The sequence below is a fragment of the Streptomyces sp. NPDC006872 genome, assembly GCF_040635845.1.
In the GTDB taxonomy this organism is placed as follows: Bacteria; Actinomycetota; Actinomycetes; order Streptomycetales; family Streptomycetaceae; genus Streptomyces.
Window position 1 is genome coordinate 117,042 of sequence record NZ_JBEYIL010000008.1, and the last position, 24,225, is coordinate 141,266.

A 24,225-nucleotide genomic window follows, 5' to 3' on the forward strand; every position below is an offset into this window, starting at 1 on the left:
CCGGACAGGAGTACGGCGTCAGCCATGAAATTCAGCGTACTCAATTCAACGGTCGACCGTTAGTCCGGGCGATAATCAGGCAGTTCAGCTCGACCACGCCATGGAAAGAGGATACCTTGTTGTGATGGACTTCGAGCTCAGCGAGGAGCAGGCCATGCTGCGCGAGGCGTCGCGCGCCCTGCTGGCCGGCCGGGCCCCGATCGAGCGCGTCCGGGCGTGGCTGGACGCCGACCAGGACGTCGACCCCGACGTGTGGCAGCTGATGTCGGACCTCGGGTGGCCCGGACTGGCCGTACCCGAGGAGTACGGCGGCGCGGGCCAGGGCGTGGTGGAACTCGCGCTCGTCGCCGAGGAGATCGGGCGGGCGCTCGGGCGGGGTCCGTTCGTGCCCACCGCGATCGTCGGCCGGGCACTGGCCGCCTGGGGGCCGCCCCGGCTGCGGGCCGAGGTGCTGTCGGCGCTCGTGGCCGGATCGGACCGGGCCACCTGGGCCTTCGCCGAACCTCGCCTCCCGTGGACACTCGACGGCGTCCGCTCCACGGCCCGCGCCGATGGCGACGCGTTCGTCCTCGACGGGGTGAAGACGGCCGTGCAGGACGCGGGCGGTGCCCGCCGGCTGCTCGTCACCGCGCTCCAGGACGGCGTCCCGGCGTCGTTCCTCGTCGACCGCGAGGTCCCGGGGGTCACGGTCCGGCGGCAACGCGTCCTCGACCCGACCCGCTCGTTCCACGAGGTCCGACTGGCGGGCGTACGCGTCCCCCGCGAGTGCCGCCTCGACTGCGGACCCGCCGAGATCCAGCGGCTGCTCGACGAGGCGTCGCTGCTGCGGTGCGCCGACGCGCTCGGGGTGATGGACCGCATGGTGGAGCTCACGGTCGAACACACCCGTGCCCGGGTGCAGTTCGGGCGGCCGATCGGCGCCTTCCAGGCCGTCAAGCACGCGTGCGCCGACATGGCACTGCTCGTCCACGCCTCCCGCGCCGCCACACACCACGCGGCGATGGCGGCCGACGCCCGCGCCGACGACGCCGCCCGGGCGGCCTGTGCCGCCGCCTCGTACGTCTCGGCCGGGGCCGGCGAGGTCGCGGGCCGGGCGCTCCAGCTGCACGGCGGCATCGGCTTCACCTGGGAGCACGACCTCCACCTCCACCTGCGCCGCGCCAGGGCCGACAGCGTGCTGTACGGCGACGCCGCCGTGCACCGCGACCGGCTGTGCGCCCTCCTGCGACCGGTTCCCGCGTCCGCCTGAGCGGAAAGATCCGAAAGGTTCCCGATGGAGATCAAGGGCAAGAAGGCCGTCGTGTTCGGCGGCGCCTCCGGCATGGGCCGGGCCACCGCCGAGCTGCTCGCGGCCCGCGGCGCCGAGGTCGCCGTGCTCGACCGTCCGGCATCGGCCGGGAAGGAGGCCGCCGCCGCGCTCGGCGGAAGCTTCCATCCCGTCGACGTGACCGACTTCGAGGCGACCGCAAGCGCGTTGGACGCCGCCGTCGAGGCGCTCGGCGGGCTGCATGTGTCGGTCACGACGGCGGGCGGCGGCAGCGTGCGGCGCACACTCGGCAAGGACGGGCCGCACGACCTGGAGACCTTCCGCCGGGTGCTCGACCTCAACGCCGTCGCCACCTTCAACATCAGCCGGCTGGCCGCCGCGCACATGAGCCGCAACGAGCCCGAGGAGCCTGACGGCGAACGGGGCGTCATCGTCAACACGTCCTCGATCGCCGCCTTCGAGGGGCAGATCGGCCAGGTCGCCTACTCGGCGGCCAAGGCGGCGATCGCCGGGATGAGTCTCACCATGGCCCGCGACCTCGGCTCGCTCGGCATCCGCGTCGTGGCCATCGCGCCCAGCCTGTTCGAGACGGGCGCCACCGAGAGGATCCCCGCCGAGACGCGGGCCGCGCTGGTGAAGGACGCCGCGTTCCCACGACGCCTGGGCCGACCGGAGGAGTTCGCCAAGCTGGCACTGGCCGTCGTCGACAACCCCATGCTGAACGGCCAGTGCCTGCGCCTCGACGCCGGCCAGCGCTTCGGACCGAGGTGAGGTCTGCCATGCCCGACACCACAGCGCACCGGGGCAAGGTCGCCCTCGTCACCGGGGGCGGCCGAGGCTTCGGCAAGGCGTTCGGCGACGCGCTGTCGGCCCTCGGCGCGCATGTCGTGCTCGCCGACATCGACGGCGCCGCCGCGACCAAGGCGGCGGCGGAACTCACCGCCAAGGGCCGCAGCGCGAGCGGAGTCGCCTGTGACGTGGCCGACGAGGCCGCGGTCGACGCCGTCGTGCGCGAGGTCGCCGAACGCCACGGCGGACTCGACGTCCTGGTCAACAACGCCGGCCTGCACGCCGCCTACAACAGACCGTTCACCGAACTCGGCCTGGCCGCTGTCCGGCGGGTGCTCGACGTCAACGTCATGGGCGTCGTCATCTGCTCGCTCGCGGCCCGGGAGGCGATGAAGGGCCGCGCCGGCGCCTCCATCGTCAACATCTCGTCGGCGGCGGCCTACGCGAACCGAAGCGTCTACGGCGTGTCCAAGCTCGCCGTGCGAGGCCTGACGGTGTCCTTCGCTCGCGAGTTCGCCGCCGACGGCATCAGGGTGAACGCGATCGCGCCGGGCCTGATCTTCACCGACGCCGTACGGGCCCAGCTGTCCCCGGCCGAGGCCGATCGTGTCCTCGGGGAGCAGATCCTGCGGCAGGAGGGCCGGGAGCAGGACATCGTCGAGGCGCTGCTGTATCTGGTCTCGTCGAGGGCGTCCTTCGTCACAGGGGAGACGCTGCGGGTGACGGGCGGATTCGCGCTCTCGGTCTAGCCGCACACATGCCTGTGGCCGTACGACGACTACCGCGGGGCCACAGGCGTGTCGGGCCGTTCTACACGGTCACCGGTTCGGTGTCCGGCTTCCCGGCCGGCTCCTGCTCCTCGTTCGTGATCGCCTTCAGCAGCACGTACGGCGTGGCGATCTTCCACAGGGCGTACGCGATCGAGGGGACGATGTTGGCGAGCAGTCCGTTCCAGGCGAGCGGCCCGTCCTGGTTGAGGAAGACGAAGGCGCCCGGAATGAGCGTCACTCCCAGCACGACGCTGAGCCAGCCGTACCAGCGTGGGAAGAGCGGCTTCTCCCGGGTGTGGTCGATGAACGCGGCGTATCCGATCGACCAGACCTGGAGCACGAATATGCAGGCGTTGCCCACGAACATGAGCCAGAAGGTGTCGACCATCGCAGTCAGGACGTCGACGGAGTGGGCCTCCGGCCGGTAGGCCGCGGCGGCGAGGATCGCGAGCGGGAAGAAGAAGCCGATCGGCGCCACCACGCCCGTGGTGAGCTGGATCATGGACAGCAGCCCCCAGCCGCCCTCGACCCGGCGCAGCTGCATGCTCGTCACGACGACGTACGGATACTCGAACGGGACGAGCAGAACCATCAGGGCGACACAGGTGAGGATTCCCGTGCGGTGGTCCTTGAGGAAGGCGACGACGTCCTCGGGGCTCTCCGTCGGGCTCATGGGCGGCGTGAGATGGCCCACGGCGAACGCGACGAGGAATCCCACGAAGAGGATGACGCCACACCACGCCGACACTCTTTGCAGTCTTATGTGCAGGTCTTTCTTCATTGCGGCTCCTTGTGTGCGGACCGGTTTCCACCGGTGTCTACCGACCGATCTCGTCCCAGCCGACGAGCCTGTCCATGAGCACGGTCGTGCTCGACAGGTAGTCGCCGTATCCGCTCCGGAAGAACAGCAGCGGGGTCTTCATCGACTCGACGCGCAGGTCCCGTACCCGCCCGACGACCAACAGGTGATCGCCGATCTCGACGACCTGCTCCACCGCGCAGTCGACCCAGGCGACGATCCCGTCCAGCACGGGATTGCCCAGGTCCGACGCCTGCCACGGGGCGCCGTCGAACCGTTGCCCGGCCGGACGCGTCGCCAACTGCCGTGACAGGCGTTCCTGGTTGCCGGCGAGCGCGTTGGCACAGAAGCGGCCCGCGGCCCTGATCGTCCGCAGGGTCGTGGAGGAGCGGTCGGCGAGGAAGGACACCAGGGGCGGGTCGAGCGACACCGAGGTGAAGGTGCCGACGACCATGCCGTGCGGCCGTGCCTCGCCGTCCGTGGTGGTGATCGCGACCACGCTCGTGGGGAAGTTGCCCAGGACTTCGCGGAACCGTCGCCCCTCGACCGCATGCGCGTCCGCCGTCCGGGAGTGCGACGCGCCGTCGCTCATATCAGGATGCGCATCGGTTCGGGCAGTTCGAGGCCCATCGCGGCCAGCGCGTTCGCGTGGTAGGCGGAGCCCGGCACATGGATCATGTGCTGGAGTCCGACGTGCGCGTCCCGCCAGAACCGCTGCATCGGGTTGCCCCGGCGGATCGCGTTGCCGCCGGACCGGGCGAAGATCTCGTCGAGGGCGGAGACGGCCCGCCAGGCGCAACGAACCTGGTTGCGCCGGACGTTCGCCCGATCCTCCAGACTGATCGGCCTGCCGGCCTCGACCTGGTCGTACAACCGGCTGATGCCGTCGATGAGTTGGACCCGCGAGGCGGCGATCTCGGCCGCGGCCTCCCCGGCGGCGTAGAGGACGTACGGGTCGTCGCGCACCTGGACGCCGGTGACGGCGACGCGGTCGCGCTGCTGCCCGAGGTGAACGGCGAGCGCGCCCTCGCAGATCCCGATGACGGCGGCCGTGATCCCGAGCGGGAACATCGAGCTGAAGGGCAGTCTGTACAGCGTGTCGGTCAGTCCGACCGCCTCGGCGGCCGTTCCCTCCTGGACCTCCTCCTGCCTGATCGTGCGGTACTCGGGGATGAACGCCTTGTCGACGACGACGTCCTTGCTGCCGGTGCCGGACAGTCCCACGACGTCCCAGGTGCCGTCGATGATCTCGTAGTCCGAGCGGGGCAGCACGACGTGCAGCACGGTGATCGGCCCCGCCGGTCTGCCCTTGCCGTCCCCGAGGAGGGCGCCGAGGAAGTCCCAGCCGCAGTGGTCGCTGCCCGAGGAGAAGGGCCAGCGTCCGCTGAGGAGGTATCCGCCGTCCACCGGTTCGGCGATGCCGCCTGGCATGTAGGGCGAGGCGATCCAGGTGTCCGGGTTGTCGTCCCAGACCTCGTGCGCGAGCCGGGGGTCCAGCTGGGCCAGCTCCCAGGGATGCACCCCGACGACGCCGCTGACCCAGCCCGCGGCCCCGTCGTACCGGGCGACCGCCATCACCGCTTCGGCGAAGTCCCGGGGATGGGCACCGAATCCGCCGAACTCCTTGGGCTGCAGAAGCCGGATGACCCCCGCGGACTTGAGCAGTTCGACGGTCCGGTCGCTCAGCTTGCCGAGTGACTCGTTCTCGTCGGCGAGCGCGGCCAGTTCGGCGCCCAACTCCTCTACACGGCCGACCACTTCATGCGTCACTCCGCACACCTCCTGGTGACTGATCCATCGCATGCGCCGCGCGTCGCCGGCGGCGGGATGGCCTCAGTGTCGGGGCGCGGGACGGGCACCCGCTGGGCGCTTTCCGCTGACCGGGACAGGGCGTCGGCCTCGGCGCGTGACGCGGGGGCGCAGTGCGGCGACGGAGCGGCCCTCGAGGGCGGAGAGCCACACGCCGGCGCCGTAGGAGAGGTCGTCGAGACGGCGGGCGATGCCGTAGCGGAGGGGGTCGAGAGTGGCCTGATCACGCCGGTACTCGAGTGCGACGTCGGCCAGGGCGGCGACCGCCGTGGCCCGGCGCACCCGGCGGGACACCGTACAGCCGACTGCGGTGAGCGGCCACCAGTGGCGGGTCAGCAGCGCGGAGGTCTGCGTCAGGGTGCCCAGCGCGCCGTTGACGGTGAGCCGCACGGCCAGCCGGCCGGGGTGCCCGGTCCCGTCAAGCTTGCGGGCGATGCGCACGGCGACGACGCCGAGGACGGCCCCCGCGACCGGCGCCGACCAGCGCCGCTGGGCGAGCAGCGCGGCGGCGAACGCCGTGCTCCACGGGGCGAACACGGCAGGTGCGATGCAGTCGGGGTGCCGCTCGGCAAGGGGCTGGGCTCCGGTGCCGTAGACGGCCTTGCGCAGCAGCCAGTCCCCCACGCGCACGCGATGTTCGTGGGCGGCCCGGACGGTGGGCTCGTAGCGTACGCGTCGGCCCGCTTCGATCAGCCGCCAGCACAGGTCGACGTCCTCACCGACGCGCATGCTCTCGTCGAAGCCGTCCGCCAACTCGTCGACCCGTGCCACGACGCAGGCCGAGGACGCCCACGAGACGGGAGTGCCGGGGCGCACCGAGGCCGGGTGGGCGCCGAGGTCGAGGGAGGACCGGGAGTTCTCGTACCGTTCGATCCAGGTCGTGGCGGCGGTGGACAGGCCGGTGATGCGAGGTACGGCCATGGCGACCCGTGGGTCGGCGAAGTGCCGCAGCAGGGTCGGGACCGTGTCGGGGTCGAGCACGATGTCGGAGTCGGCGAACACCACGTACGGGGTGGTGACCCAGCGCAGCCCGGCGTTGCGCGCGCCGGCGGGCCCGACGTTGGCGGGCAGGGCGACCAGTCGGGCGCGGTGCCGGGCGGCGACGGCGGCCACGGCCGCCAGGCGCCGCGAGGCGTCGTCGACCACGATCACGGGGGCGTCCGTGCCGATGCTGCCCAGCAGCCGGTCCAGTTGGCGTGCACGGTCGCGGACCGGTACGACGACCGTGTACCGGGGGTCGGCGGGAGTCGGGAGCGAGGCGACGACGGGATGGGCCATGCCGGTGTCGAGCAGCCGGTCGGCGAGGAGCGCGCTCGCCGCGTCCCGCACCGGGAGCCTCCGGCCGACAAGCAGTCTGCGCGCCCTCGGGGTCAGCTTCAGCAGCCGGGTCGGAAAGCCGCCGAGAAGGGCCCGGCCGCCGTCGACCACCCGGGTGTGCCGGTCGAACTCGACCACGGAGCCGAGGGGAAGCGTCATGGGCCCATGGCCTGCGGCGACCCGGACCGTCCGGATGACCTGGATGCCCCCGATGTCACTGATGTCCCTGATATCCCGGGCGGGCGGTCGGGTTCGGCCAGGCGGCCCCGGTCGTCGACGGTCCACCGGGTGATCCGGCGGACCGTCGCGGACACCGTCGCGTCCAACGCCCGGCGCCCCTCCTCGGCGGAGGCTCCGGCGGGATCGCCGAGCACGCCGGAGGGCGAGACCGCGCGGACTCCGAGCGCCATCAGGTCCGGCAGGAGGACGGCGAGCGGTCGTGTGTCACCGGCGGTCGCGCTGTCCAGTCGTACCCGCTCGGGCGCCAGGTGCAGCATCAGAGAGGTCTCGGTGCGGCCGGCGTGCGCATCGCCGCCCGGCACCGCACAGCCGGTCCAGGCGAGGTCGTGGCCCTCGGCGCGCAGCAGAGCGACGGCCGAGTCGAGGGCGGCCGTGTTGCCGCCGTGGCCGTTGACGAACACGACGCGGCCCGCCCACAGGGACAGCGAGCGGGCCAGTTCCACAATGACCGCGCGCAGCGCCTCGTACCCGATCGAGACGGTCCCCGGGAAGTGCGCGTGTTCGCCGCTGGCGCCGTAGCCGAGGGGCGGTGCGACCGACAACGGGCCGTTCGGTCCCGCGGCGAGGGTGTCGGCGGTGCGCCGCGCGACGGCGTGGGCGACGACGGTGTCGGTGTCGAGCGGCAGATGCGGTCCGTGCTGTTCGGTGGACCCGACCGGCACCAGGACGAGCGCGCCGGACGGCACGGCCGGCCAGACCGTGTCGGCCAGCACTCGGGACGCGGCTTCCTCCGACATGCTCAGCCGACCGGTGCCCCGGTGCCGGCCGGGGGCGTCGCGGGAGCCGTCGGCACGTCCGCGCCGCCCAGGGTCAGCGGGAAGCCCGGGGGTGTCACCAGGTCCTCGGGACCCAGTTCGTGGACGGAGGAGTGTCCGAGGCCCAGGACGGCCGAGTCGAGCCCGCCGCGCATGATGTCCAGCACGTTCTCGACGCCGGCCTGTCCGTTCGCCGCGAGGCCCCAGAGGCAGGCACGGCCGATGAGGACCGCGCGGGCGCCCAGGGCGAGCGCCTTCGCCACGTCGCCGCCACGGCGGACACCGCCGTCCAGCAGGACTTCGGCCTGGTCGCCGACCGTTTCCACGATGGACGGGAGCACCCGGACGGTGGCCGGGGTGGTGTCCAGGTTGTTCCCTCCGTGGTTGGACACGGACAACGCCGACACACCGGCGTCGACCGCCCGCTTGGCGTCGTCCACCCGGGTCACGCCCTTGAGGAGGAAGGGGCCGCCCCACTCCGCTCGCAGCCATGCGACGTCCTCCCAGGTGGGCGGCGTGGTCTGCATCCATTCGCCGTAGGCGCCGAAGAAGGTGGGGGCCGGGCTGCCGGGAGCGCTCAGGTTGGGCACGGTCAGGTCGGGGAGCCGGCCGGACCTGGCGTACTTCCACAACCAGCCGGGCCTGGGCAGCACCTCGGGGGCGAACCGCAGCATGGCCTTGAGGTCGAGCTTGTCGGGGATGGCGGGGCTGCCCCAGTCACGGCCGTGGGAGAAGGACCAGTCGAGGGTGACGATGAGCGCCTTGGCGCCGGCGGCCCTGGCCCGGTCCATGCGCTGCACCATGGTCTCGCGGGTGCCGCTCCAGTACAGCTGGAAGAAGACGTCGGCCTTGGTGGCGGCGACGTCCTCGACGCTTCGGCTCGCGAACGAGCTGAGGCCCATGACGACGCCCCGGCTCGCGGCGGCGCGGGCGACGGCCACCTCGCCCTCGGGGTCGACGGCCTGCACGCCGGTCGGCGAGATCAGCACGGGCAGCGCGGTGGGCACGCCGAGCACGGTCGTGGACAGGTCCCGGTCCGCGTGGTGGCCCACGACCCGGGGGGCGAAGCCGAGTTCGGCGAAGGCGGCGAGGTTGGCGTCGAGCGTGCGGCCGCGCTCCGAGCCGGCGACGAGCGCGCCGTACACCGAACGGGGCAGCCGCCTGCGGGCCCGCCGCTGTGCCTCGGCGACCGTCTCGAACCAGGGGTTCCTAGGCATGTGCCGTGTCCTTGCTTCGGGTAGGTGTGAGGTCCAGCCCGGCCAGCGGGTTCTCGTCGCAGGCGCTCACCGGGGGACGCCGGGTGAGGGCGAGGTCCACGGGGGCGCGCCGCGAGTGGTCGCCGGAGGGTCTGGGCGCCCGGGTCCGGTCGTGTCGGGCCAGCTCCCGCTCGCCGTGGCCCTGGACGCACTCGGGGTCGGGGCCGTCCAGCGGGAGCCCGGTGAAGAACTTGGCTGCCATGCAGCCGCCCTTGCAGGTGTCGTAGAACGCGCAGGACGCGCAGGCGCCGCCGTGCTGCGGGGCGCGCAGCCGCGCGAACAGTTCGGCGTCGCGCCAGACGCCGCGGAAGCCGCCCTCCTCGCGGACGTTCCCGGCGAGGAAGTCGTCGTGGATCGCGAACGGACAGGCGTAGACGTCGCCGACCGGGTCGATCAGGCACACGACGCGCCCGGCGCCGCACAGGTTGAGGCCGGGCAGGGGCTGCCCATAGGCGGCGAGGTGGAAGAAGGAGTCGCCGGTCAGCACGTCGTCGCCGTGTGCCGACAGCCAGTCGTACAGCTCGCGTTGCTGCGCGGCCGTGGGATGCAGCTCGTCCCAGACGTCGGCGCCGCGCCCGGAGGGGCGCAGCCGGGTCAGGCGGAGCTGGGCGCCGTAGCGGTCGGCGAGGGTCTTGAAGGCGTCGAGCTGGGGGATGTTGTGCCGGGTGCAGACCACGGAGATCTTGAAGTTCTGCATCCCCGCGGCAGCCAGGTTCTCCAGCGCCCGGAGCGCCGTCGCGTACGAACCCGCCCCGCGCACCGCGTCGTTGACCTCGGCGGTGGCGCCGTCGAGGGAGATCTGGACGTCGACGTAGTCGTTGCGGGCGAGGCGCTCGGCGGCTTCGGGGGTGATCCGCACCCCGTTCGTGGAGAACTTCACGCCCAGGTGGTGGGCCGTGGCGTGGTCCAGGAGTTCCCAGAAGTCCGCGCGGACGGTGGGCTCGCCGCCGCCGATGTTGACGTAGAAGACCTGCATGGCCTCCAGTTCGTCGATGACGGCCTTGGCCTCGGCGGTGCTCAGTTCGCGCGGGTCGCGGCGGCCTGAGCTGGACAGGCAGTGCGCGCAGGCCAGGTTGCAGGCGTAGGTGAGTTCCCAGGTGAGGCAGATCGGCGCGTCGAGCCCCTGCTCGAACAGGTCGACCAGCCGTGGCATACCGGTCATGCGGGCGCTCATGGGGTCCTTCCGACGACCATCGACGACTGGACGAGGACGGCGAGGGCCCGGCCGTAGCGAGGCAGCTCGTCCTCTCCGAGACCCGCGGCCCGGCAGGCGGCGCGAGCCGTGGGCTCGTGGGCGAGGGCCTGGACGACGGCCAGGAGCCGCCGGTCCTTGAGGAACGAGAGCCTGCGGGTACCGAAGTGGTACAGCAGCGCGCCGAAGGGTTCCGGCCGCACCGAGACCTGCGGATGCAGGCCCCAGGCGCGGTCGAGGTCCATCTCCGTCATACGGCGGCGCCTAGTAGACGCCGCACATGCCGTCGATGGAGATCTCCTCCAGGAGATCCTCGGCTTCGATCAGCGGGGCCATGTCCGCGACCCGATCGGCCTCGGACTCCGTCTCGGCGGCGGCCCCTTCGGACAGGGCGGTGCGGAGCTCGTTCATGCGACCCTCCCTTGGCATCGGCGACTGACGGTAGGTCACCGGCAGGCCGGTTACGTGCGCCGGTCCCGGCCAGTGGAACAGGCCGTTGCACGGTGCGGTCAGCGTGTGTTGAATCCCTGGCCCATGGAGCCGACCCAGCACGGGCGCGGCCTGGCACGCGCCCCGGACGTCATCGTCGTGGGCGCCGGGGGCAGCGGCGCCGCCCTCGCGGCCCGGCTCAGCGAGGACCCCGGCCGCACGGTACTGGTACTGGAGGCGGGTCCGGTGCCGCGGCACCCGTCGGCGTTCGCACCCGGGTCGCTGGACGCACGGCTCGTCCCCGGGGCACAGCCGGGACACCCGGCTCTTCGGCCGTACGCCGTGCACCTCACGCCGACGCGTCCGTACACGGTCGTCCGGGGGCACGGGCTCGGCGGCTCGACGACCGTCAACGGCGGGTACTTCGTCCGTGCCCGGCGGGACGACTTCGACCGCTGGGCAGCCGTGGGCGGCGCCGCCTGGTCGTACGAGCGGGTGCTGCCGTTTCTGCGTGCTCTGGAGACCGACCTCGACCACGGCGCCGATGCGCTGCACGGTGATCGCGGGCCGGTACGCGTGCGCCGCACGGAGCTTCGGCACCCCGCCGCCGTCGCGTTCCGGGCAGCCGCCCGCAGGCTGGGCTTTCCCGAGGAGCCGGACAAGAACGCTCAGGACCCGCCCGGATTCGGACCCGTGCCGTCCAACGCCGTGGACGGCGTGCGCGTCAACACCGGTATCGGCTACCTGCTGGGCGCGCTCGACCGTCCCAACCTTCTGGTGGAAGGGGACAGTACGGTCCTCAGGGTCGTCGTCGAGCGTGGCCGCGCGGTCGGTGTACTGGTGGAGCGGGACGGACGCCGCGCGGTCGTCCTCGGCGGCGAGATCGTGCTCTGCGCGGGCGCGTTCCGCTCCCCTCACCTGCTGCAGCTGTCGGGGATCGGGCCGCGCCGCGAGCTCGAGGCCCTCGGCATCCCCGTCGTCAGGGACGCTCCCGCCGTCGGAGCCCGGTTCGGTGACCACCCCCAGGTGGTCCTGGAGTGGGTGCCCCGGCGGCCCTTGCCGGAGCCCTCGGGCTCGTGGCTCGGCGGCGTCCTGCACCTGTCCTCCTCGGACGGGGGTCACCCGGGCGATCTGGAGATCCTGCAGTCCCTCGTCCCCATGGCCGGGCTGACGAGCGGGAGGGTGTCCGTTCCCGGCGCTCCCCTCGCACCCCTCGCGTTCCTCGTCTCCGTCCAGACCCCGCGGCTGAGCGGCCGGATGCGCATGCTTTCCGCCGATCCCGCGATGCCTCCGAGCCTCGACTACGGCTATCTGTCGACCGCCCGGGACCGGCGGGCCATGCGCGAAGCGGTCCGTGTCACCGCCGAGTCGGTCGGCACCGACGACTTCGGGGAGCTCTCCGACGGGCTCACGGAACCGGTGGCGCAGGTGCTGAACGACGACCGTCTGCTCGACCGGTGGATCCTCGGGCGGCTCGGCACGTCCCATCACACCTGCGGCACCGCGCCCATGGGCCCCGCCGACGATCCGCGGGCCGTCGTCGACTCCTACGGCAGGGTGCACGGTGTCGCGGGACTGCGGGTCGCGGACACGTCGATCCTGCCCGCGCCCCCGTTGCGGGGCCCGGCGGCCACCGCCGTCCTCATCGGCGAGGTCGTCGCCGACGCCATGCGACGCGGCCTGACGTGAACCGGTCCGGTCGCACCGTTGTCACTCGTCCTGTACGGCGGCGCACAGACCGCCGTCGACGACGATGTCGACACCGGTCAGGTAGCTCGCCTCGTCCGACAGCAGGAACGCGGCGACCGCGGCGACCTCCTCGCATCGGCCGGTGCGGCCCAGCGGCGTGCGTTGGATGAGCTGTCGCACCGACTCGTTCCGCGCCGCCTCCCTCCGCGTCTGCGGGGTGTCGATCGCGCCGGGCGACAGGGAGCACACGCGGGCGCCCACCGGCCCGAGTCGCACCGCCTCGGCGCGGGCGAAGCGCTGCACACCGTAGGTGGCCCACGGGTACGCCCAGGCGGGGTCCTCGACGGCCGGGCCGATGGCGTCACGGAGACGGTCGAGGAATCCCTCCTGCGCCGAGTCGTCCAGGACGGCCGCGACGTCCCGGGCGGGGTCGATGTGCGCGATCAACGGGGACACCGAGGCGGTGTACACGAAGGCCGTCCCGGCGGTGGCCAGCGGGCCGAGCTCCGCGGCGAGAAGTACAGTCGAGACGAAGTCGACCTCGATGATCCTGCGCCAGTCGGCCTCCTCCGGCGCGACGCTCTCGGCGTGCGCGACAGCGCGCAGCGTGCCGAGCTCCCTGACCCGCCGGGCCAGCCGGGCGAGGTCTTCCGGATCGGTGACATCCATGCCGAACGGCTCGACGGCGGCCCTCGTGCCGGCGCCGGACACGTCCTTCGCGACGGCGGCGGCGACCGCGTCGTTGGCGTCGGTGAGCAACAGCACGTCGACCATGTCGGCAAGACGCCTCGCGCATGCCTCCCCCGTCCCGCGCCCGGCACCGGTGGCGATCCCTACCGTGGTCATGCGTCACTCCTCACTGGAGACACTCGTCACGGACGAGTGTCTCGCGGTCGGCGGCACAGAGGCCTCCCCGGACACCCCGCGTCCCGCAACCTGTCGTACCGTTTGGTCCGGTCACATCGAACGAGGTCCCCGAGTCCGCTCCCCCGACGCCAGGGCCGGCCGTCCGACGCGGCCCCCGAAGTCGGCTTTAATCGATACGTCGTCACGTCAAGCGGGGAGAGAGCTCATGCCACGACCGCCGGGCCACGGACCGGGCTTCGAGGTCAGACGCCAGAAGATCATCGACATCGCGGCGTCGTTGTTCGCCCAGCAGGGATACGCGGCGACGTCCATCAACGACCTGGGCCGGGCGGTCGGGCTCGCCAAGGGAGCCCTGTACTACTACATCGGCTCCAAGGAGAACCTGCTCGTCGAGATCCAGTCCCGCGTGATGGGGCCGCTGCTGTCCCGGACCCGGCAGATCGCGGAGCTCGACGCGGATCCCCTGCTGCGACTGCGCCTGCTGTCCGAGTCACTGCTGACCATCATCTTCCGCAGGCTCGACCACATCTGGGTCTACGAGCACGACTACCGCAGTCTGAGCGGCACCGAGCTGAAGACCCTGCTGGGCCAGCGTGCCGACTTCGAGCAGTTGATCTCGGGACTGCTCACGGAGGCCGTCGAGCAGGGCACCTTCCGTACGATGCCGCCGCGACTGGCCACCCTGCAGTTCCTCAACCTGCACAACCACACCTACCAGTGGGTGAACCCGGACGGGGACTGGGACGCCGCCTTCCTGGCCCACGAGTACTGCGCGACCCTGTTCCGCGGATTCGGCGCGCCCGACCACGCCCTGCCGAGGGTCGAGGAACTGGCCGAGGCTTTCAAGCGCGACCGGCCCGAGCTGCCGCTCGACCCCGAGGCCAAGTGGGAGTCCGTCCCCGCCGATCAGTGACGAAGGGCCTGCGGGGCGCTGCGGCGCACCGCAGGCCGGCCGGAGCCGCCCCGGCTCCGAGCTGACCCCGTACACCACTTCAACCGGGTTCAGTCTCCGCCCCCAGCCTTGTCGCCCGCGCCTTGCGAACCTAGACTCTATCGAAATGAAGCAAATTCAGTTCAGGTCTCGCGACGCGTACTCGGGAGCAGACTCATGATGGGTTCCTTGGACGGCAGGACCGTGCTCGTCACCGGTGCGGGACAGGGCATCGGACAGGCGATCGCCGTGGAGATGGCTCGGCAGGGCGCGTCCGCGGTGGCCGTCGCCGACCGGAACGAGCAGACCGCCGCCGAGACCGCGGAGCTGGTACGCGCCGCCGGGGCGCAGGCCGAGGCGATCGTCTGCGATCTGCGCGTCCGCGACAGCATCGCCGACATGGTCGCGCGGACCGCGGAGCGCTTCGAGGGACTCGACGTCCTGGTCAACAACGCCGGGGTGATCGAGACCGCGTTCACGGCCGAACCGGACCGTGGCGTCGGCTCGCTCTCCGAGGAGGTCTGGGACGCGGTCTACGAGGTCAACCTCAAGGCGGTGTGGCTGACGACCAAGTTCGCCGCACCGCATCTGCGGCGCTCGCGGCGTGGACCGGCCATCGTCAACACCGCATCCGTGTCCGGCCTCACCGGCTTCCCCAACGCCCCCGCCTACGGGGTCACCAAGGCCGGCGTCATCCATCTGACCAAGGTCACCGCGGTCGACCTGGCCCCGGTGCGCTGCAACTGCTTCTGTCCCGGCGTCATCGACACACCGCTCGCCCAGGACTTCTTCGCCGCCGCCCCCGACCGTGCCGCCATGGAACACGAGCTGACCGCACCGCAGTTGGTGGAGCGGCTCGGACGCCCGGCGGAGGTCGCGAGGCTGGCGTGCTTCCTGGCCTCCGACGACGCCGCGTTCATCACCGGATCGTCGTACGTGATCGACGGCGGCGCGCTCGCCTGGCTCGGCGTACGGGACTGAAGACCACCGAAGGCCGACACACCATCACGCTGTCAACGAGGAGGGGACTCCATGCAATCGAGGCTGGCCGGGAAGACCGCGCTGGTGACCGGGGCCACGGGAGGCATCGGCGACGCCGTCGTACGACGGCTCGCGGCCGAGGGCGCGGCCGTCGTGGTGACCGACCTCGACGCCGATCGCTGCGAGAAGCTCGCCGAGGAGGTCGGGGGCGGGGCCCTGGGGCTGGCGCTGGACGTCTCGGAGGAGGAGGCGTGGCGCGAGGTCGTCGCCACGGCCACCGCCGCGCTGGGAGAGCTGTCCGTGCTGGTCAACAACGCCGGCATCGCCACGATGCACACGGTCGAGACCGAGACCATGGAGTCCTGGGAACAGGTCCTGGGGGTGACCCAGACCGGTGTCTGGCTCGGCATGAAGTACGGCGGCCCGTCCATCGAGCGTTCCGGCGGCGGCTCGATCGTGAACGTCGCGTCGATCTTCGGCACGGTCGGCGGCTTCGGCGCCCAGTTCTCGTACCACGCGGCCAAGGGCGCCGTGCGCCTGATGACCAAGAATGCCGCGCTGCACTGGGCGCGGCACGGAGTCCGGGTGAACTCCCTGCACCCCGGCTTCGTCGAGACGCCCCGGTCGCGCGAACTCTGGCGCGACACACCCCGGTTGACCGCGATGATCGAGGGCACACCGCTCGGCCGGCTCGGCACGCCCGAGGAGGTGGCGGCCGCCGTGGCCTTCCTCGCCTCCGACGACGCGAGCTTCATGACCGGGTCCGAGCTGTACGTCGACGGAGGCTGGACGGCGCGCTGAGTCCGCCGGGCTGCGGCCCGTCGGGCGAAGTCGGCTGCGGTTCGGCAGCGCCCCTCAGGGGCGCGGGGAACTGCGCGACCAGCCACGACGGCGCCGCAGCAACACGACGGCACAGCGTGGCACATCGCGGCACTGCCAGCGGATCGCTCAGCCGGCCGTCGGGGCCGTGTACCGGTCGACTCCGTCCGTCTGTGTGCGGCCGGCCCGTCCGCGGGCCGCCAGCACGTCCAGGTGCGCCGCCGTCTCGTTGACGGCGAGCATCTGGTCGAAGGGCCCGAGGTCCGCGAAGGCGACCCTGCGCCGGGTCCACCCCAGATCCCCCGCCACGTCATGTGCGGTGCGCGTACGGCCGCCGAGGGCGGTCAGCGTCTCGGCGAGCCGGTCGTCGTGGTGCGCCAGGAGCTCCCCGACCCGTGCGTGCACACTGTCGCCGACCGGACCGTGTGCGGGTAGCAGGCTCGCGTCGGCGAGTGTGGTCATCAGGTGCAGCGAGTCCAGGTAGTCGCCCAACGGAAGGGCGGGGCCGCCGAGTTCGAAGCCGATGGACGGGGTGATGTGCGGCAGGACGTGATCCCCGGAGAACAGCAGCCCGCGCGCCCGGTCGAGGTACACGACATGCCCCTGGGTGTGTCCGGGCGTCGGCACGACCGTCAACCGCGTGTCCCCGAAGCGGAGTTCCTCCGCCTTCAGCCAGCGGTCCGGCGCCTCCCAGACGGTGGCGTCGAAGTCACCGTCGTACATCGCGGCGACCCGCTCGGCGAGTTCGTGAGCCCCGGCCCGGCGGAGGGTCTGGAGCGAGCCGGTCGGCTCGTCCGTCCGCAGCTCGCCCAGGAGCTCCAGGCCGGGCCGCTCGCCCGCGCCGAGGTAGACCCGGGAGCCCAGCAGCCTGCGCAGTTCGACGGCCTGGGTGTAGTGGTCGCGGTGGATGTGGGTCACCAGGACGTGGGTGATCGCGCCGAGGTCGTGGCCGAGGTCGGTCAGCGCGTCCTCGAGTGCCTTGCGGGACTCGGGGATCGACCATCCGCCGTCGATCAGGACCAGCCCCTCCGTCAGTCCCTCCAGCGCATAGACGTTGACGGCCCGCAGTCCGTCGTCCGGCAGTGGGAGCGGGATGCGGTGGACGCCGGGCCGCACGGTCTCGGGTCCGGGCTGCGCCCAACTGCCGCGGTCGAAACGGGCGGTGCGGGTCGTGGGGGTGGTCATGCATCTCCTTGCCGGTGCTGTTCGGGGTGTGCGGCGAGCACCGCGTACAGGTCGTGGGCGAGTCTGCGCGCTCCCGACCGGTCGAGCTTGCCGACGGTCGTCTGCGGCAACTCGCCGACGGTGAAGGCGAATTCGGGCCACTTGGCCTTGGACAGGCCGGTGCGGGCGAGGTGTGCGGTGATCTCGTCGAGGCCGAGTTCACCGCTGCCGTCCTCGACCACGACGAGCACGGCGGCGCGTTCGCCGAGGAGCGGGTCCGGTACGGGGGTCACGCAGACGCGGGCCACCGCCGGATGGGCGGCGACGGCGCGCTCGATCTCGGTGATGTCGAGGTTGCGTCCGCCGCGGATGATGACGTCCTTCTCCCGGCCCATGACGGTGACCGTGCCGTCCTCGCCGGTGACGAGCAGGTCTCCGGTGGGGAAGAAGCCGTCCGGGGTGAGGGCCGGCGGCTCGACCTTGCCGTCGCGGGCGTAGCCGAGGAAGAGGGACGGGCCGCGGACCTGCGCACGGCCGGTCGCGCCGGGCCCCAGAACGGTTCCGTCGGCGGCGACGGCCCTGAGGTCGGTGCCGGGGAAGGGCCGGCCGTCGCGGCCGAGGCGGATCTCCTCGGGGTCGTCGGGCCGGGGGGAGGTGTGTCCGAGGCACTCGGACATCCCGAAGACGCGCAGGATCCTCGTCCCCAGGGAGCGTTCGGCGCGGGCGAGGGCTCCGCGGTCCATGGGGCCGCCGCCGACGGTGATCGAGCGGACCCCGTCGAGCGCCTTGGAGCCGGCCGCGGCCGAGCCCATCTGAAGCGCCATGGTCGGCACGCACATGGTCCACCGGACGTCATGGGCGGCCATCCGCGCGAGTGCCTCCTCGCGGTCCCAGCGGCCGGACAGGACGAGGGGCCCGCCCAGCATGAGTGCGAGGCAGACGCCGAAGCAGTAGGCGGCGGTCGAGGAGAGCGGGACGACGGCCGCCACCGCGTCCCCGTCGCTCAGGCCGTTGACGTCGATCGTGCACGAGCACGCGTACCGCAGGGCCCTCTCGGACTGGACGACGCCCTTGGGGCGCCCGGTGGAGCCGGAGGTGAGGCCGATGACGCTGCCGCCGGACCAGCGGGAGACATCGCGCGGGCCGCGGCCGGCGCGGACCGTCCAGCCGTCCAGCGCCTCGGCCGTCAGGGCGTCGGGCAGGGCCGGGGCGCCGCCCCACTCCTCGATCGCGGACGGCTCGGCGATCAGGACGTCCGGCCGGATGTCCTCCATGGCGGCGGCGAACTCGGCACCCGTCGTGTGCCGGTTGACCAGGGCCAGGACACCGCCGGTCAGTCCGACGGCGAGAGTCGCCGCGACGGTGCGCCATGAGTTGTCGGCCTGGAGGAGCACGGTGCCGCCCGCCGTGTCCTGCGGGGTCATCGCCTCGGCCAGGTCGGTGGCCCGCTGTAGGAGATCGCGTGCGCCGTGGCGTCCGTGATCGTCGACGACGGCTGTGAAGTCGGCCTGTTCGGACCGGTAGTAGAACTCCCGCACTGTCTGTCGCATCCAGTTCCTCGCCTCGTTGCGAAGCCTCTTTGCCGAACTCTCCTGTGCTCAGCCGCCGTACATCTCCAGCTCGCCGCCCATGACGGCGATCCGGCGGCCGCGCATGTCGCCGACCTGGGCGACGGCGGCCGCCCACTGCGGGCTCTGCAGCGCCTTGCGCAGGTCCTCTGCGGTGTCGAAGCTCAGGACGGAAAGGCCGTCCCAGCCCTCCGAGCGCGGTTCGAGGGCCGCGTCGAGGTCGGTGTGCCGCCAGGACCTGAGCCCAGGCAGATGCCGGGTGAGTTCGGCGTGTTCGCCGCGCCACCAGGCGATGAACCGTTCGTGGGTCCACTCCGGCGGCCGGGCCGCCAGTAGGACGAGGTTGTACATCGCGCCTCCTCAGCATCGCGCGCGCCCAGGATCGTGCCTGGTCCGGATCGTGCCTGGTCGGGATCGTGCCTGGTCGGGATCGGGTCCGCTCAGGTGAACAGGACCGCGGGCGAGCGCCCGATCAGCAGCCGCCGTACCCGGCCCTGGTCGTCGAGTCGCGCCGAGGCCACGAAGGTCGCCTCCGGCACGCCCGCTCGGCGCACCTCGCCGAGGTACAGCTCGTCCCGGCCGACCACGGACGCGGTGAGCAGGTGGTGGGTGCGCACGCCCACCTCGCGCTGGGCGAGGTAGCCCTCCATCTCCGCCCGGCCGCCGTGGAAGTCGGTGCCGGCGTCGCCCCCGGTGGAGAACAGGATGGAGAAGGAGAAGTCGTCGCTGATCAGGTCGAGGATCCGGTCGGCGTCGGCGCTGTCCAGGATCCCGAACCAGGTGGTCAGGAACGGGGCGGCGGACGGGGCGGGCGCGCTCACGGCCGGTCCACGAGGTGGAAGTCGGGGGTGAAGAAGGACTGGTAGCGGGCCATCAGCCCGGCGGGCGAGACCTGCACGGCGGACAGAAAGGCGCCGACGGTCACACCCTGGTCGACGACGAAGCCGTACGCCGTCTCGACGTCGCCGTCGACGGAGTAGCGCACGATCTCGTGCCTGCGGTCCACGGCGTTGCGCCCCGCGATGTAGTCGGCGAAGTCCGCACGGGACGTGCCGCTGTGCAGACCGCCCGGGAGGGCGATGAGGAACCGGAATCCGGGTTCCAGAAGTTCCAGGGCCTTTTCCGGGTCCTGGCCGTCCATTCTGGCCATGTATTCGCGAAGCACCATTGCCGACCGCTCTCCCTCAGCGCCATGAAACAACCTGAGTTCAGTTCAGTTTGACTCTAAGACGGCCGCCCCGCCCCGGCAAGAGGCGGGGCGGAGGCTATTCCGCGACCGTCCGCACCACGCATCCCTCGATGGTGTCGCCGATCTCCGTCAGAGGAATCGCTCCGGTCGGGCGGTACCACCGCCAGACGCTGACGATCATGCCGAGCACGGCGAGGCCCAGCGTGTGCGCGTCGCGGACCGGGAAGGCGCCCTTCGCCATGCCGCGCATCAGCAGGCTCGTCCAGTCCCGCTCGACCATCTGGACCAGCTGGCGGGCGGCGACCCGCTCGGTCTCCTCGCGCTTGGACTTCCGCGGGGTGGCGAGCAGCGACATGTTGGCCTGCAGGATGCGCATCTGGCGGATCTCCTGGTCGGTGACCGCGAAGGCGGCCCGGACCGCCGCGCGCAGCTCCTCCACGGGTTCCGACACACCACCCGTGGCCTCGACGAACTGGTCGTGGGAGCGCTGCAGTTCCAGGCGCATGATGGTGAGCAGACAGTGGGCCTTGGACTCGAAGTAGTGGTACAGCGCGGTCTGCCCGATGCCGACCCGGTCGGCGACCTCCGACCACTTGGTGTTCTCGTAGCCGTCCTCCCCGAACCGCTCCACGGCAGCCACGAGGATCGCGCTGCGCTTCGACCTGGGCCCCTCCTCCGGATCCACGATCCGCGCCCTTGCCATCGTCTCTCCCTCTCCTCCACGGTCGGCACCGATCACCGCCCCGGTCGTCCGAGAGTAGACCCAAGTTCAGGTCGGCTACGAATCGAAGATCGTCCCGAGCCCTCCCGAGCCCTCACCGGCCGTCCGACCGCGTGGCGCGGGGTCCCGCGAAGTCGGGCCGTCGTCCGGCGATGAACGCCGCCACGCCTTCCCGGCCCTCCGCGGAGACCGCGGCGGCGGCCAGCTGGCGGGCCTCCGCGTCGAGGTGTGCGTCGAGGCTGTCGGCCGACGCCTGCCCGACCAGCCGCCGGGTCGCCCCGTACGCCGCCGTCGCCCCGCGCGCCAGCTCGCCCGCCGTCCGCGCGGCTTCCTCGTCCAGCCTCTCCGGTGCGACGACCCGGCCGACCAGGCCCATCTGCAGCGCCTCGGCGGCCGGGACGCGCCGGTTGGTCAGCAGCAGGTCCACGGCCCGCCGCGGTCCGACGAGCCGGGGCAGGGACCAGCTGACCCCGGCGTCCGGCGTGTACCCGATCGCGGTGTACGCGGCCGTGAAGCCCGCGTCGGTCGCCGCGAGGCTCACGTCCGCCGCCGCCACGAGCCCCAGACCGGCGCCCGCGACGGCCCCCTGCACGGCGACCACCAGCGGAGCGTCCAGCCCGGCGAGGATCCGCAGCGCCCCGTGGAGCGCGTCGGTGACCTCGGTGAGATGCCCGGCCAGCCGTTCCGCACGCAGCGCGGCGAACTCCTTCAGATCACCGCCGACGCAGAAGGACCGCCCCCGACCGGTGAGCAGCACCGTCCGAACCCGCTCCTTCTCGCACTCCCGGGCGGCGTCCAGCAGCGCCCGGGCCATCGCCAGGTCGATGGCGTTGCCCGCCCCGCGGCACATCTCGACCCGGGCCAGCCCGTCGCCGTCGACCTCGACCGTGACCCTCATCGCGCCGTCCACCCGCCGTCCACGGTGAGCACATGCCCGGTGCAGTACGAGGACGCGTCCGAGGCCAGATAGAGCAGCGCCCCGTCCAGTTCCCCCGGCTCGCCGCCGCGCCCCAGCATCGTGCCGCGCTCGACCCAGCGCCGGGAGCGCTCGTCGGAGAACAGTCCGTCGGTCATCTCCGAGCGGAACCAGCCGGGCGCGAGCGCGTTGACCCGCACCCCCGATCTTCCCCACTGACCCGCCAGTTCCCGGGTCAGCCCGACGAGCCCGGCCTTGGACGCCGCATAGGCCGCACCGCCCAGGGGGGCGCCGGAGACCAGGCCCAGGACGGACGAGACGTTCACGACCGATCGCGTCGTACGGCCGTGGTCGTGCGCCGTCGCCTCCGCCATCAGCCGCGCCAGGTGAAAGGGCGCCACGAGATTCACGGCCAGTACGTCCGCGAAGTGGTCGGCGCTCTCGTCCTCGGCGCGCACGGCGCCGGGCGCGCCGGCGTTGTTGACGAGGACGTCGATCCGGCCGGTCTCGTCGAGCGCCGTCTCCATCAGCCGCACACGGTCCTCCGCCCGCGAGACGTCGCAGACGACGGGGCGGATGCGCGGCTCGCCGTCGGCGAGTTCCTTGAGCTTGTCCAGACGCCGGGCGGCGGCGAGAACGGTGGCGCCCGCCGACGCGAGCACCGTGGCGAACCGGGCGCCGAGCCCGGACGACGCTCCGGTCACCACGGCGGTCCGCCCCTGCAGCGAGAACAGCTCCGTCACGGGGGTCGCCATGGGGGTCATGCCTCCACCCCGATCGGCAGCACGGTCGCGCCACCGTCCAGGACCAGCGTCTGCCCCGTCATCCAGGAAGAGGCGTCGGACGCCAGGAAGAGGGCCGCATGCGCGACGTCCTCCACCGTCCCGAGTCGACGCAGCGGCAGCTTCGCGGTCAGGACCGGCTCTCTCGGCTCCCAGACGGCTCGAGCCAGCTCGGTCTTGATCAGTCCGGGCGCGATCGCGTTCACGCGGGCCATCGGGCCGAGTTCGTAGGCGAGTTGGCGGGTCATGTGCAGCATGGCCGCCTTGGTGGCGTTGTACCAGCCGATGTGCGGGTCGACGATCAGTCCGCCGACGGAAGCGATGTTGACCACCGCGCCCCCGTGCTCGCGCATCCACGCCCGCCAGGCGCACCGGGTCCAGGCGATCATGCCGTACTGGTTGACCCGCACGGTCTTCTCCGCGCGCGGCAGGTCGAGGTCGAGGAGATCGCCCATGTAGGGATTGGTGGCCGCGTTGTTGACCATGATGTCGAGGCGTCCGAGGCGGGCCATGGTCTCCTCGACGCAGCGTTCGGCGTCGGCCGGCTCGCCCGCGTTGGCGACCGTCTCGTGGACCTCGCCGTCGCCCTTGACGCGCAGCAACTCCTCGCGTGCGGCGGCGAGTCCGTCCGGTCTGCGGGCGGCGATCACCACATGCGCGCCCGCCTCCCGGTACGCCTTGGCGATCCCGAGTCCGATGCCCCGGGAGCCGCCGGTGATCACGGCGACCCGCCCGCTCAATACCTGTGTGCTCACGCCGACCCCTCCGGATACTTGGCCAGTTCACGCCGGGCGACCGTCCGCAGATGCACCTCGTCGGGCCCGTCCGCGATGCGCAGCGCCCGGGTGATGGCGTACAGCCGCGCGAGTACGGTGTCGTCGCTGACCCCGGCCGCACCGTGCGCCTGGACCGCCCGGTCGACCACCCGGTGGGCCACCTCCAGCGCGGCCACCTTGATCGCGGCGACCTCGGTGCGGGCGGCCGCGTTGCCCGAGGTGTCCATCAGCCAGGCCGACTTGAGGACCAGCAGCCGCAGTTGCTCGATCTCGATCCGGCTCCGGGCGATCCACTCGCGCACCACGCCCCGTTCGGCGAGCGGGCCGCCGAAGGCGGTGCGGGTCAGGGTCCGTCGGCACATCAACTCCAGTGCCCGTTCAGCGAATCCGACCGCCCGCATGGCGTAGTGCATGCGCCCGGGCCCCAACCGCCCCTGCGCCAGGGCGAATCCCTCGCCCTCGCCGCCCAGCAGCGCCGAAGCCGGCACCCGTACGTCCTCGAAGAGCACATCGCCGTGGCCGCAACGGTCGGTGTAGCCGAACATCGGCAGATCGCGGAGGATCGTGATGCCGGGGGTGTCACGCGGGATCAGCAGCATGCTCTGCTGCCGGTACGTCGGCGCGTCCGGGTCGGTGACGCCCATCAGGATGATCAGCCGACAGTCCGGGTCGAGGATCCCGGACGTGTACCACTTGTGGCCGTCGACGACGTACTCGTCGCCGTCCCGGGTGATCCGGGTGCGGATGTTGCGCGCGTCGGAGCTGGCCACCTCGGGCTCGGTCATGGCGAAGCAGGACCTGATCTCGGCGGCGAGCAGGGGCCGCAGCCAGCGGTCCTGCTGCTCGGGGGTGCCGAAGAGGGCGAGCAGTTCCATGTTGCCGGTGTCGGGGGCGGAGCAGTTGAACACCTCCGGTCCGATCACCGACCGTCCGGCAAGCTCGGCGAGCGGCGCGTACTCGAGGTTGGTGAGGCCGGCGCCCCAGTCGCCGTGTGCGAGGAAGAGGTTCCACAGGCCCTCGGCTCGCGCCTTCTCCTTCAACTCATGCATGACGGGCGGCAGTTCATGGCAATCGTCCGCCTCGGCGAGCTGCCGGTCGTATACGGGCTCGGCGGGCAGGACGTACTCCTCCATGAACGCGGCCATGCGCGAGCGGAGTTCGTCGGCCCTCGGGGAGAGTGCGAAATCCATGGTGGCGCT

General features: G+C 72.1%; 27 protein-coding genes. 7 read left to right on the plus strand and 20 right to left on the minus strand.

Annotation, left to right across the window (positions count from 1 at the left end):
• The first annotated feature begins 124 nt into the window (after positions 1 to 124).
• The 3 genes from ABZ725_RS24130 to ABZ725_RS24140 are packed head-to-tail and all read left to right on the plus strand — an operon-like array spanning position 125 to position 2,805.
• The gene (locus ABZ725_RS24130; protein ID WP_358804647.1) at positions 125 to 1,249 is read left to right on the plus strand and encodes an acyl-CoA dehydrogenase family protein; all 1,125 of its coding nucleotides are present in this window, start codon (positions 125 to 127) and stop codon (positions 1,247 to 1,249) included.
• Between the two features lie 24 nt (positions 1,250 to 1,273).
• On the plus strand, positions 1,274 to 2,038 hold the full coding sequence (locus ABZ725_RS24135) for an SDR family NAD(P)-dependent oxidoreductase (protein ID WP_358804648.1): 765 nt from the start codon (positions 1,274 to 1,276) through the stop codon (positions 2,036 to 2,038).
• An 8-nt stretch (positions 2,039 to 2,046) separates the two neighbouring features.
• Entirely contained in the window at positions 2,047 to 2,805 is a 759-nt protein-coding gene (locus tag ABZ725_RS24140) for an SDR family oxidoreductase (protein WP_358804649.1), read from the plus strand.
• Between the two features lie 61 nt (positions 2,806 to 2,866).
• Here the strand turns inward: ABZ725_RS24140 and ABZ725_RS24145 are convergent, their stop codons facing one another.
• The 9 genes from ABZ725_RS24145 to mftA all read right to left on the minus strand — a co-directional run bounded on the left by ABZ725_RS24145 (position 2,867) and on the right by mftA (position 10,605).
• On the minus strand, positions 2,867 to 3,607 hold the full coding sequence (locus ABZ725_RS24145) for a hypothetical protein (protein ID WP_358804650.1): 741 nt from the start codon (positions 3,605 to 3,607) through the stop codon (positions 2,867 to 2,869).
• Positions 3,608 to 3,644: 37 nt separating this feature from the next.
• The gene (locus tag ABZ725_RS24150; protein ID WP_358804651.1) at positions 3,645 to 4,217 is read right to left on the minus strand and encodes a flavin reductase family protein; all 573 of its coding nucleotides are present in this window, start codon (positions 4,215 to 4,217) and stop codon (positions 3,645 to 3,647) included.
• A complete protein-coding gene (locus ABZ725_RS24155) occupies positions 4,214 to 5,395 on the minus strand; it encodes a hydroxylase (protein ID WP_358804652.1) in 1,182 nt (393 codons plus the stop codon). Before ABZ725_RS24155 ends, ABZ725_RS24150 begins: the two co-directional genes overlap by 4 nt.
• Positions 5,396 to 5,458: 63 nt before the next feature.
• Positions 5,459 to 6,910: a mycofactocin biosynthesis glycosyltransferase MftF gene (gene mftF, locus ABZ725_RS24160; RefSeq protein WP_358804653.1), complete on the minus strand. Its 1,452-nt coding sequence runs from the start codon at positions 6,908 to 6,910 to the stop codon at positions 5,459 to 5,461.
• Positions 6,907 to 7,728: a mycofactocin biosynthesis peptidyl-dipeptidase MftE gene (gene mftE, locus ABZ725_RS24165; RefSeq protein ID WP_358804654.1), complete on the minus strand. Its 822-nt coding sequence runs from the start codon at positions 7,726 to 7,728 to the stop codon at positions 6,907 to 6,909. The genes mftF and mftE overlap by 4 nt, the downstream gene beginning before the upstream one ends.
• A gap of 2 nt (positions 7,729 to 7,730) precedes the next feature.
• The gene (gene mftD, locus ABZ725_RS24170; RefSeq protein ID WP_358804655.1) at positions 7,731 to 8,963 is read right to left on the minus strand and encodes a pre-mycofactocin synthase MftD; all 1,233 of its coding nucleotides are present in this window, start codon (positions 8,961 to 8,963) and stop codon (positions 7,731 to 7,733) included.
• Positions 8,956 to 10,176 (minus strand): mycofactocin radical SAM maturase, encoded by a 1,221-nt coding sequence (gene mftC, locus ABZ725_RS24175; protein WP_358804656.1) that lies wholly within the window; start codon positions 10,174 to 10,176, stop codon positions 8,956 to 8,958. The genes mftD and mftC overlap by 8 nt, the downstream gene beginning before the upstream one ends.
• The gene (gene mftB / locus ABZ725_RS24180; RefSeq protein ID WP_358804657.1) at positions 10,173 to 10,448 is read right to left on the minus strand and encodes a mycofactocin biosynthesis chaperone MftB; all 276 of its coding nucleotides are present in this window, start codon (positions 10,446 to 10,448) and stop codon (positions 10,173 to 10,175) included. Before mftB ends, mftC begins: the two co-directional genes overlap by 4 nt.
• Before the next feature lie 10 nt (positions 10,449 to 10,458).
• Positions 10,459 to 10,605: a mycofactocin precursor MftA gene (mftA, locus tag ABZ725_RS24185; protein ID WP_351911121.1), complete on the minus strand. Its 147-nt coding sequence runs from the start codon at positions 10,603 to 10,605 to the stop codon at positions 10,459 to 10,461.
• 123 nt (positions 10,606 to 10,728) lie between these two features.
• On the opposite strand from mftA, the gene mftG reads away from it, so the two are divergent.
• On the plus strand, positions 10,729 to 12,312 hold the full coding sequence (mftG, locus tag ABZ725_RS24190) for a mycofactocin system GMC family oxidoreductase MftG (RefSeq protein WP_358804658.1): 1,584 nt from the start codon (positions 10,729 to 10,731) through the stop codon (positions 12,310 to 12,312).
• A gap of 21 nt (positions 12,313 to 12,333) precedes the next feature.
• Here mftG and ABZ725_RS24195 read toward each other — a convergent pair whose 3' ends face one another.
• Positions 12,334 to 13,158: an SDR family oxidoreductase gene (locus ABZ725_RS24195; RefSeq protein ID WP_358804659.1), complete on the minus strand. Its 825-nt coding sequence runs from the start codon at positions 13,156 to 13,158 to the stop codon at positions 12,334 to 12,336.
• Positions 13,159 to 13,384: 226 nt separating this feature from the next.
• Here ABZ725_RS24195 and ABZ725_RS24200 point away from each other — a divergent pair, with 226 nt between their 5' ends.
• The 3 genes from ABZ725_RS24200 (at position 13,385) to ABZ725_RS24210 (ending at position 15,892) form a co-directional block, all read left to right on the plus strand.
• Positions 13,385 to 14,092 (plus strand): TetR/AcrR family transcriptional regulator, encoded by a 708-nt coding sequence (locus ABZ725_RS24200; RefSeq protein ID WP_358804660.1) that lies wholly within the window; start codon positions 13,385 to 13,387, stop codon positions 14,090 to 14,092.
• A 195-nt stretch (positions 14,093 to 14,287) separates the two neighbouring features.
• Complete coding sequence (locus tag ABZ725_RS24205; protein WP_358804661.1) at positions 14,288 to 15,091, plus strand: SDR family NAD(P)-dependent oxidoreductase; 804 nt, start codon at positions 14,288 to 14,290, stop codon at positions 15,089 to 15,091.
• Positions 15,092 to 15,142: 51 nt separating this feature from the next.
• Positions 15,143 to 15,892 (plus strand): glucose 1-dehydrogenase, encoded by a 750-nt coding sequence (locus tag ABZ725_RS24210; RefSeq protein WP_358804662.1) that lies wholly within the window; start codon positions 15,143 to 15,145, stop codon positions 15,890 to 15,892.
• 147 nt (positions 15,893 to 16,039) lie between these two features.
• Here ABZ725_RS24210 and ABZ725_RS24215 read toward each other — a convergent pair whose 3' ends face one another.
• The 10 genes from ABZ725_RS24215 to ABZ725_RS24260 all read right to left on the minus strand — a co-directional run bounded on the left by ABZ725_RS24215 (position 16,040) and on the right by ABZ725_RS24260 (position 24,216).
• Positions 16,040 to 17,095, minus strand: coding sequence for an MBL fold metallo-hydrolase (locus tag ABZ725_RS24215; protein WP_358804663.1), 1,056 nt, complete (start codon positions 17,093 to 17,095; stop codon positions 16,040 to 16,042).
• Positions 17,092 to 18,624, minus strand: a complete 1,533-nt coding sequence (locus tag ABZ725_RS24220; RefSeq protein ID WP_351919507.1) for a class I adenylate-forming enzyme family protein — start codon at positions 18,622 to 18,624, stop codon at positions 17,092 to 17,094. Before ABZ725_RS24220 ends, ABZ725_RS24215 begins: the two co-directional genes overlap by 4 nt.
• Before the next feature lie 48 nt (positions 18,625 to 18,672).
• A complete protein-coding gene (locus tag ABZ725_RS24225; protein ID WP_351919508.1) occupies positions 18,673 to 18,993 on the minus strand; it encodes an EthD family reductase in 321 nt (106 codons plus the stop codon).
• Positions 18,994 to 19,082: 89 nt separating this feature from the next.
• Positions 19,083 to 19,463 (minus strand): hypothetical protein, encoded by a 381-nt coding sequence (locus ABZ725_RS24230; protein WP_351919510.1) that lies wholly within the window; start codon positions 19,461 to 19,463, stop codon positions 19,083 to 19,085.
• A complete protein-coding gene (locus tag ABZ725_RS24235) occupies positions 19,460 to 19,810 on the minus strand; it encodes a nuclear transport factor 2 family protein (RefSeq protein WP_358804664.1) in 351 nt (116 codons plus the stop codon). The genes ABZ725_RS24230 and ABZ725_RS24235 overlap by 4 nt, the downstream gene beginning before the upstream one ends.
• Positions 19,811 to 19,907: 97 nt before the next feature.
• Positions 19,908 to 20,534, minus strand: a complete 627-nt coding sequence (locus ABZ725_RS24240) for a TetR/AcrR family transcriptional regulator (protein ID WP_358804665.1) — start codon at positions 20,532 to 20,534, stop codon at positions 19,908 to 19,910.
• 112 nt (positions 20,535 to 20,646) lie between these two features.
• Complete coding sequence (locus ABZ725_RS24245; RefSeq protein WP_358804666.1) at positions 20,647 to 21,450, minus strand: enoyl-CoA hydratase-related protein; 804 nt, start codon at positions 21,448 to 21,450, stop codon at positions 20,647 to 20,649.
• Positions 21,447 to 22,223: an SDR family oxidoreductase gene (locus ABZ725_RS24250; protein ID WP_358804667.1), complete on the minus strand. Its 777-nt coding sequence runs from the start codon at positions 22,221 to 22,223 to the stop codon at positions 21,447 to 21,449. Before ABZ725_RS24250 ends, ABZ725_RS24245 begins: the two co-directional genes overlap by 4 nt.
• Before the next feature lie 5 nt (positions 22,224 to 22,228).
• Complete coding sequence (locus ABZ725_RS24255) at positions 22,229 to 23,005, minus strand: SDR family oxidoreductase (protein WP_358804668.1); 777 nt, start codon at positions 23,003 to 23,005, stop codon at positions 22,229 to 22,231.
• The gene (locus ABZ725_RS24260) at positions 23,002 to 24,216 is read right to left on the minus strand and encodes an acyl-CoA dehydrogenase family protein (RefSeq protein ID WP_358804669.1); all 1,215 of its coding nucleotides are present in this window, start codon (positions 24,214 to 24,216) and stop codon (positions 23,002 to 23,004) included. Before ABZ725_RS24260 ends, ABZ725_RS24255 begins: the two co-directional genes overlap by 4 nt.
• Between the last annotated feature and the right edge of the window lie 9 nt (positions 24,217 to 24,225).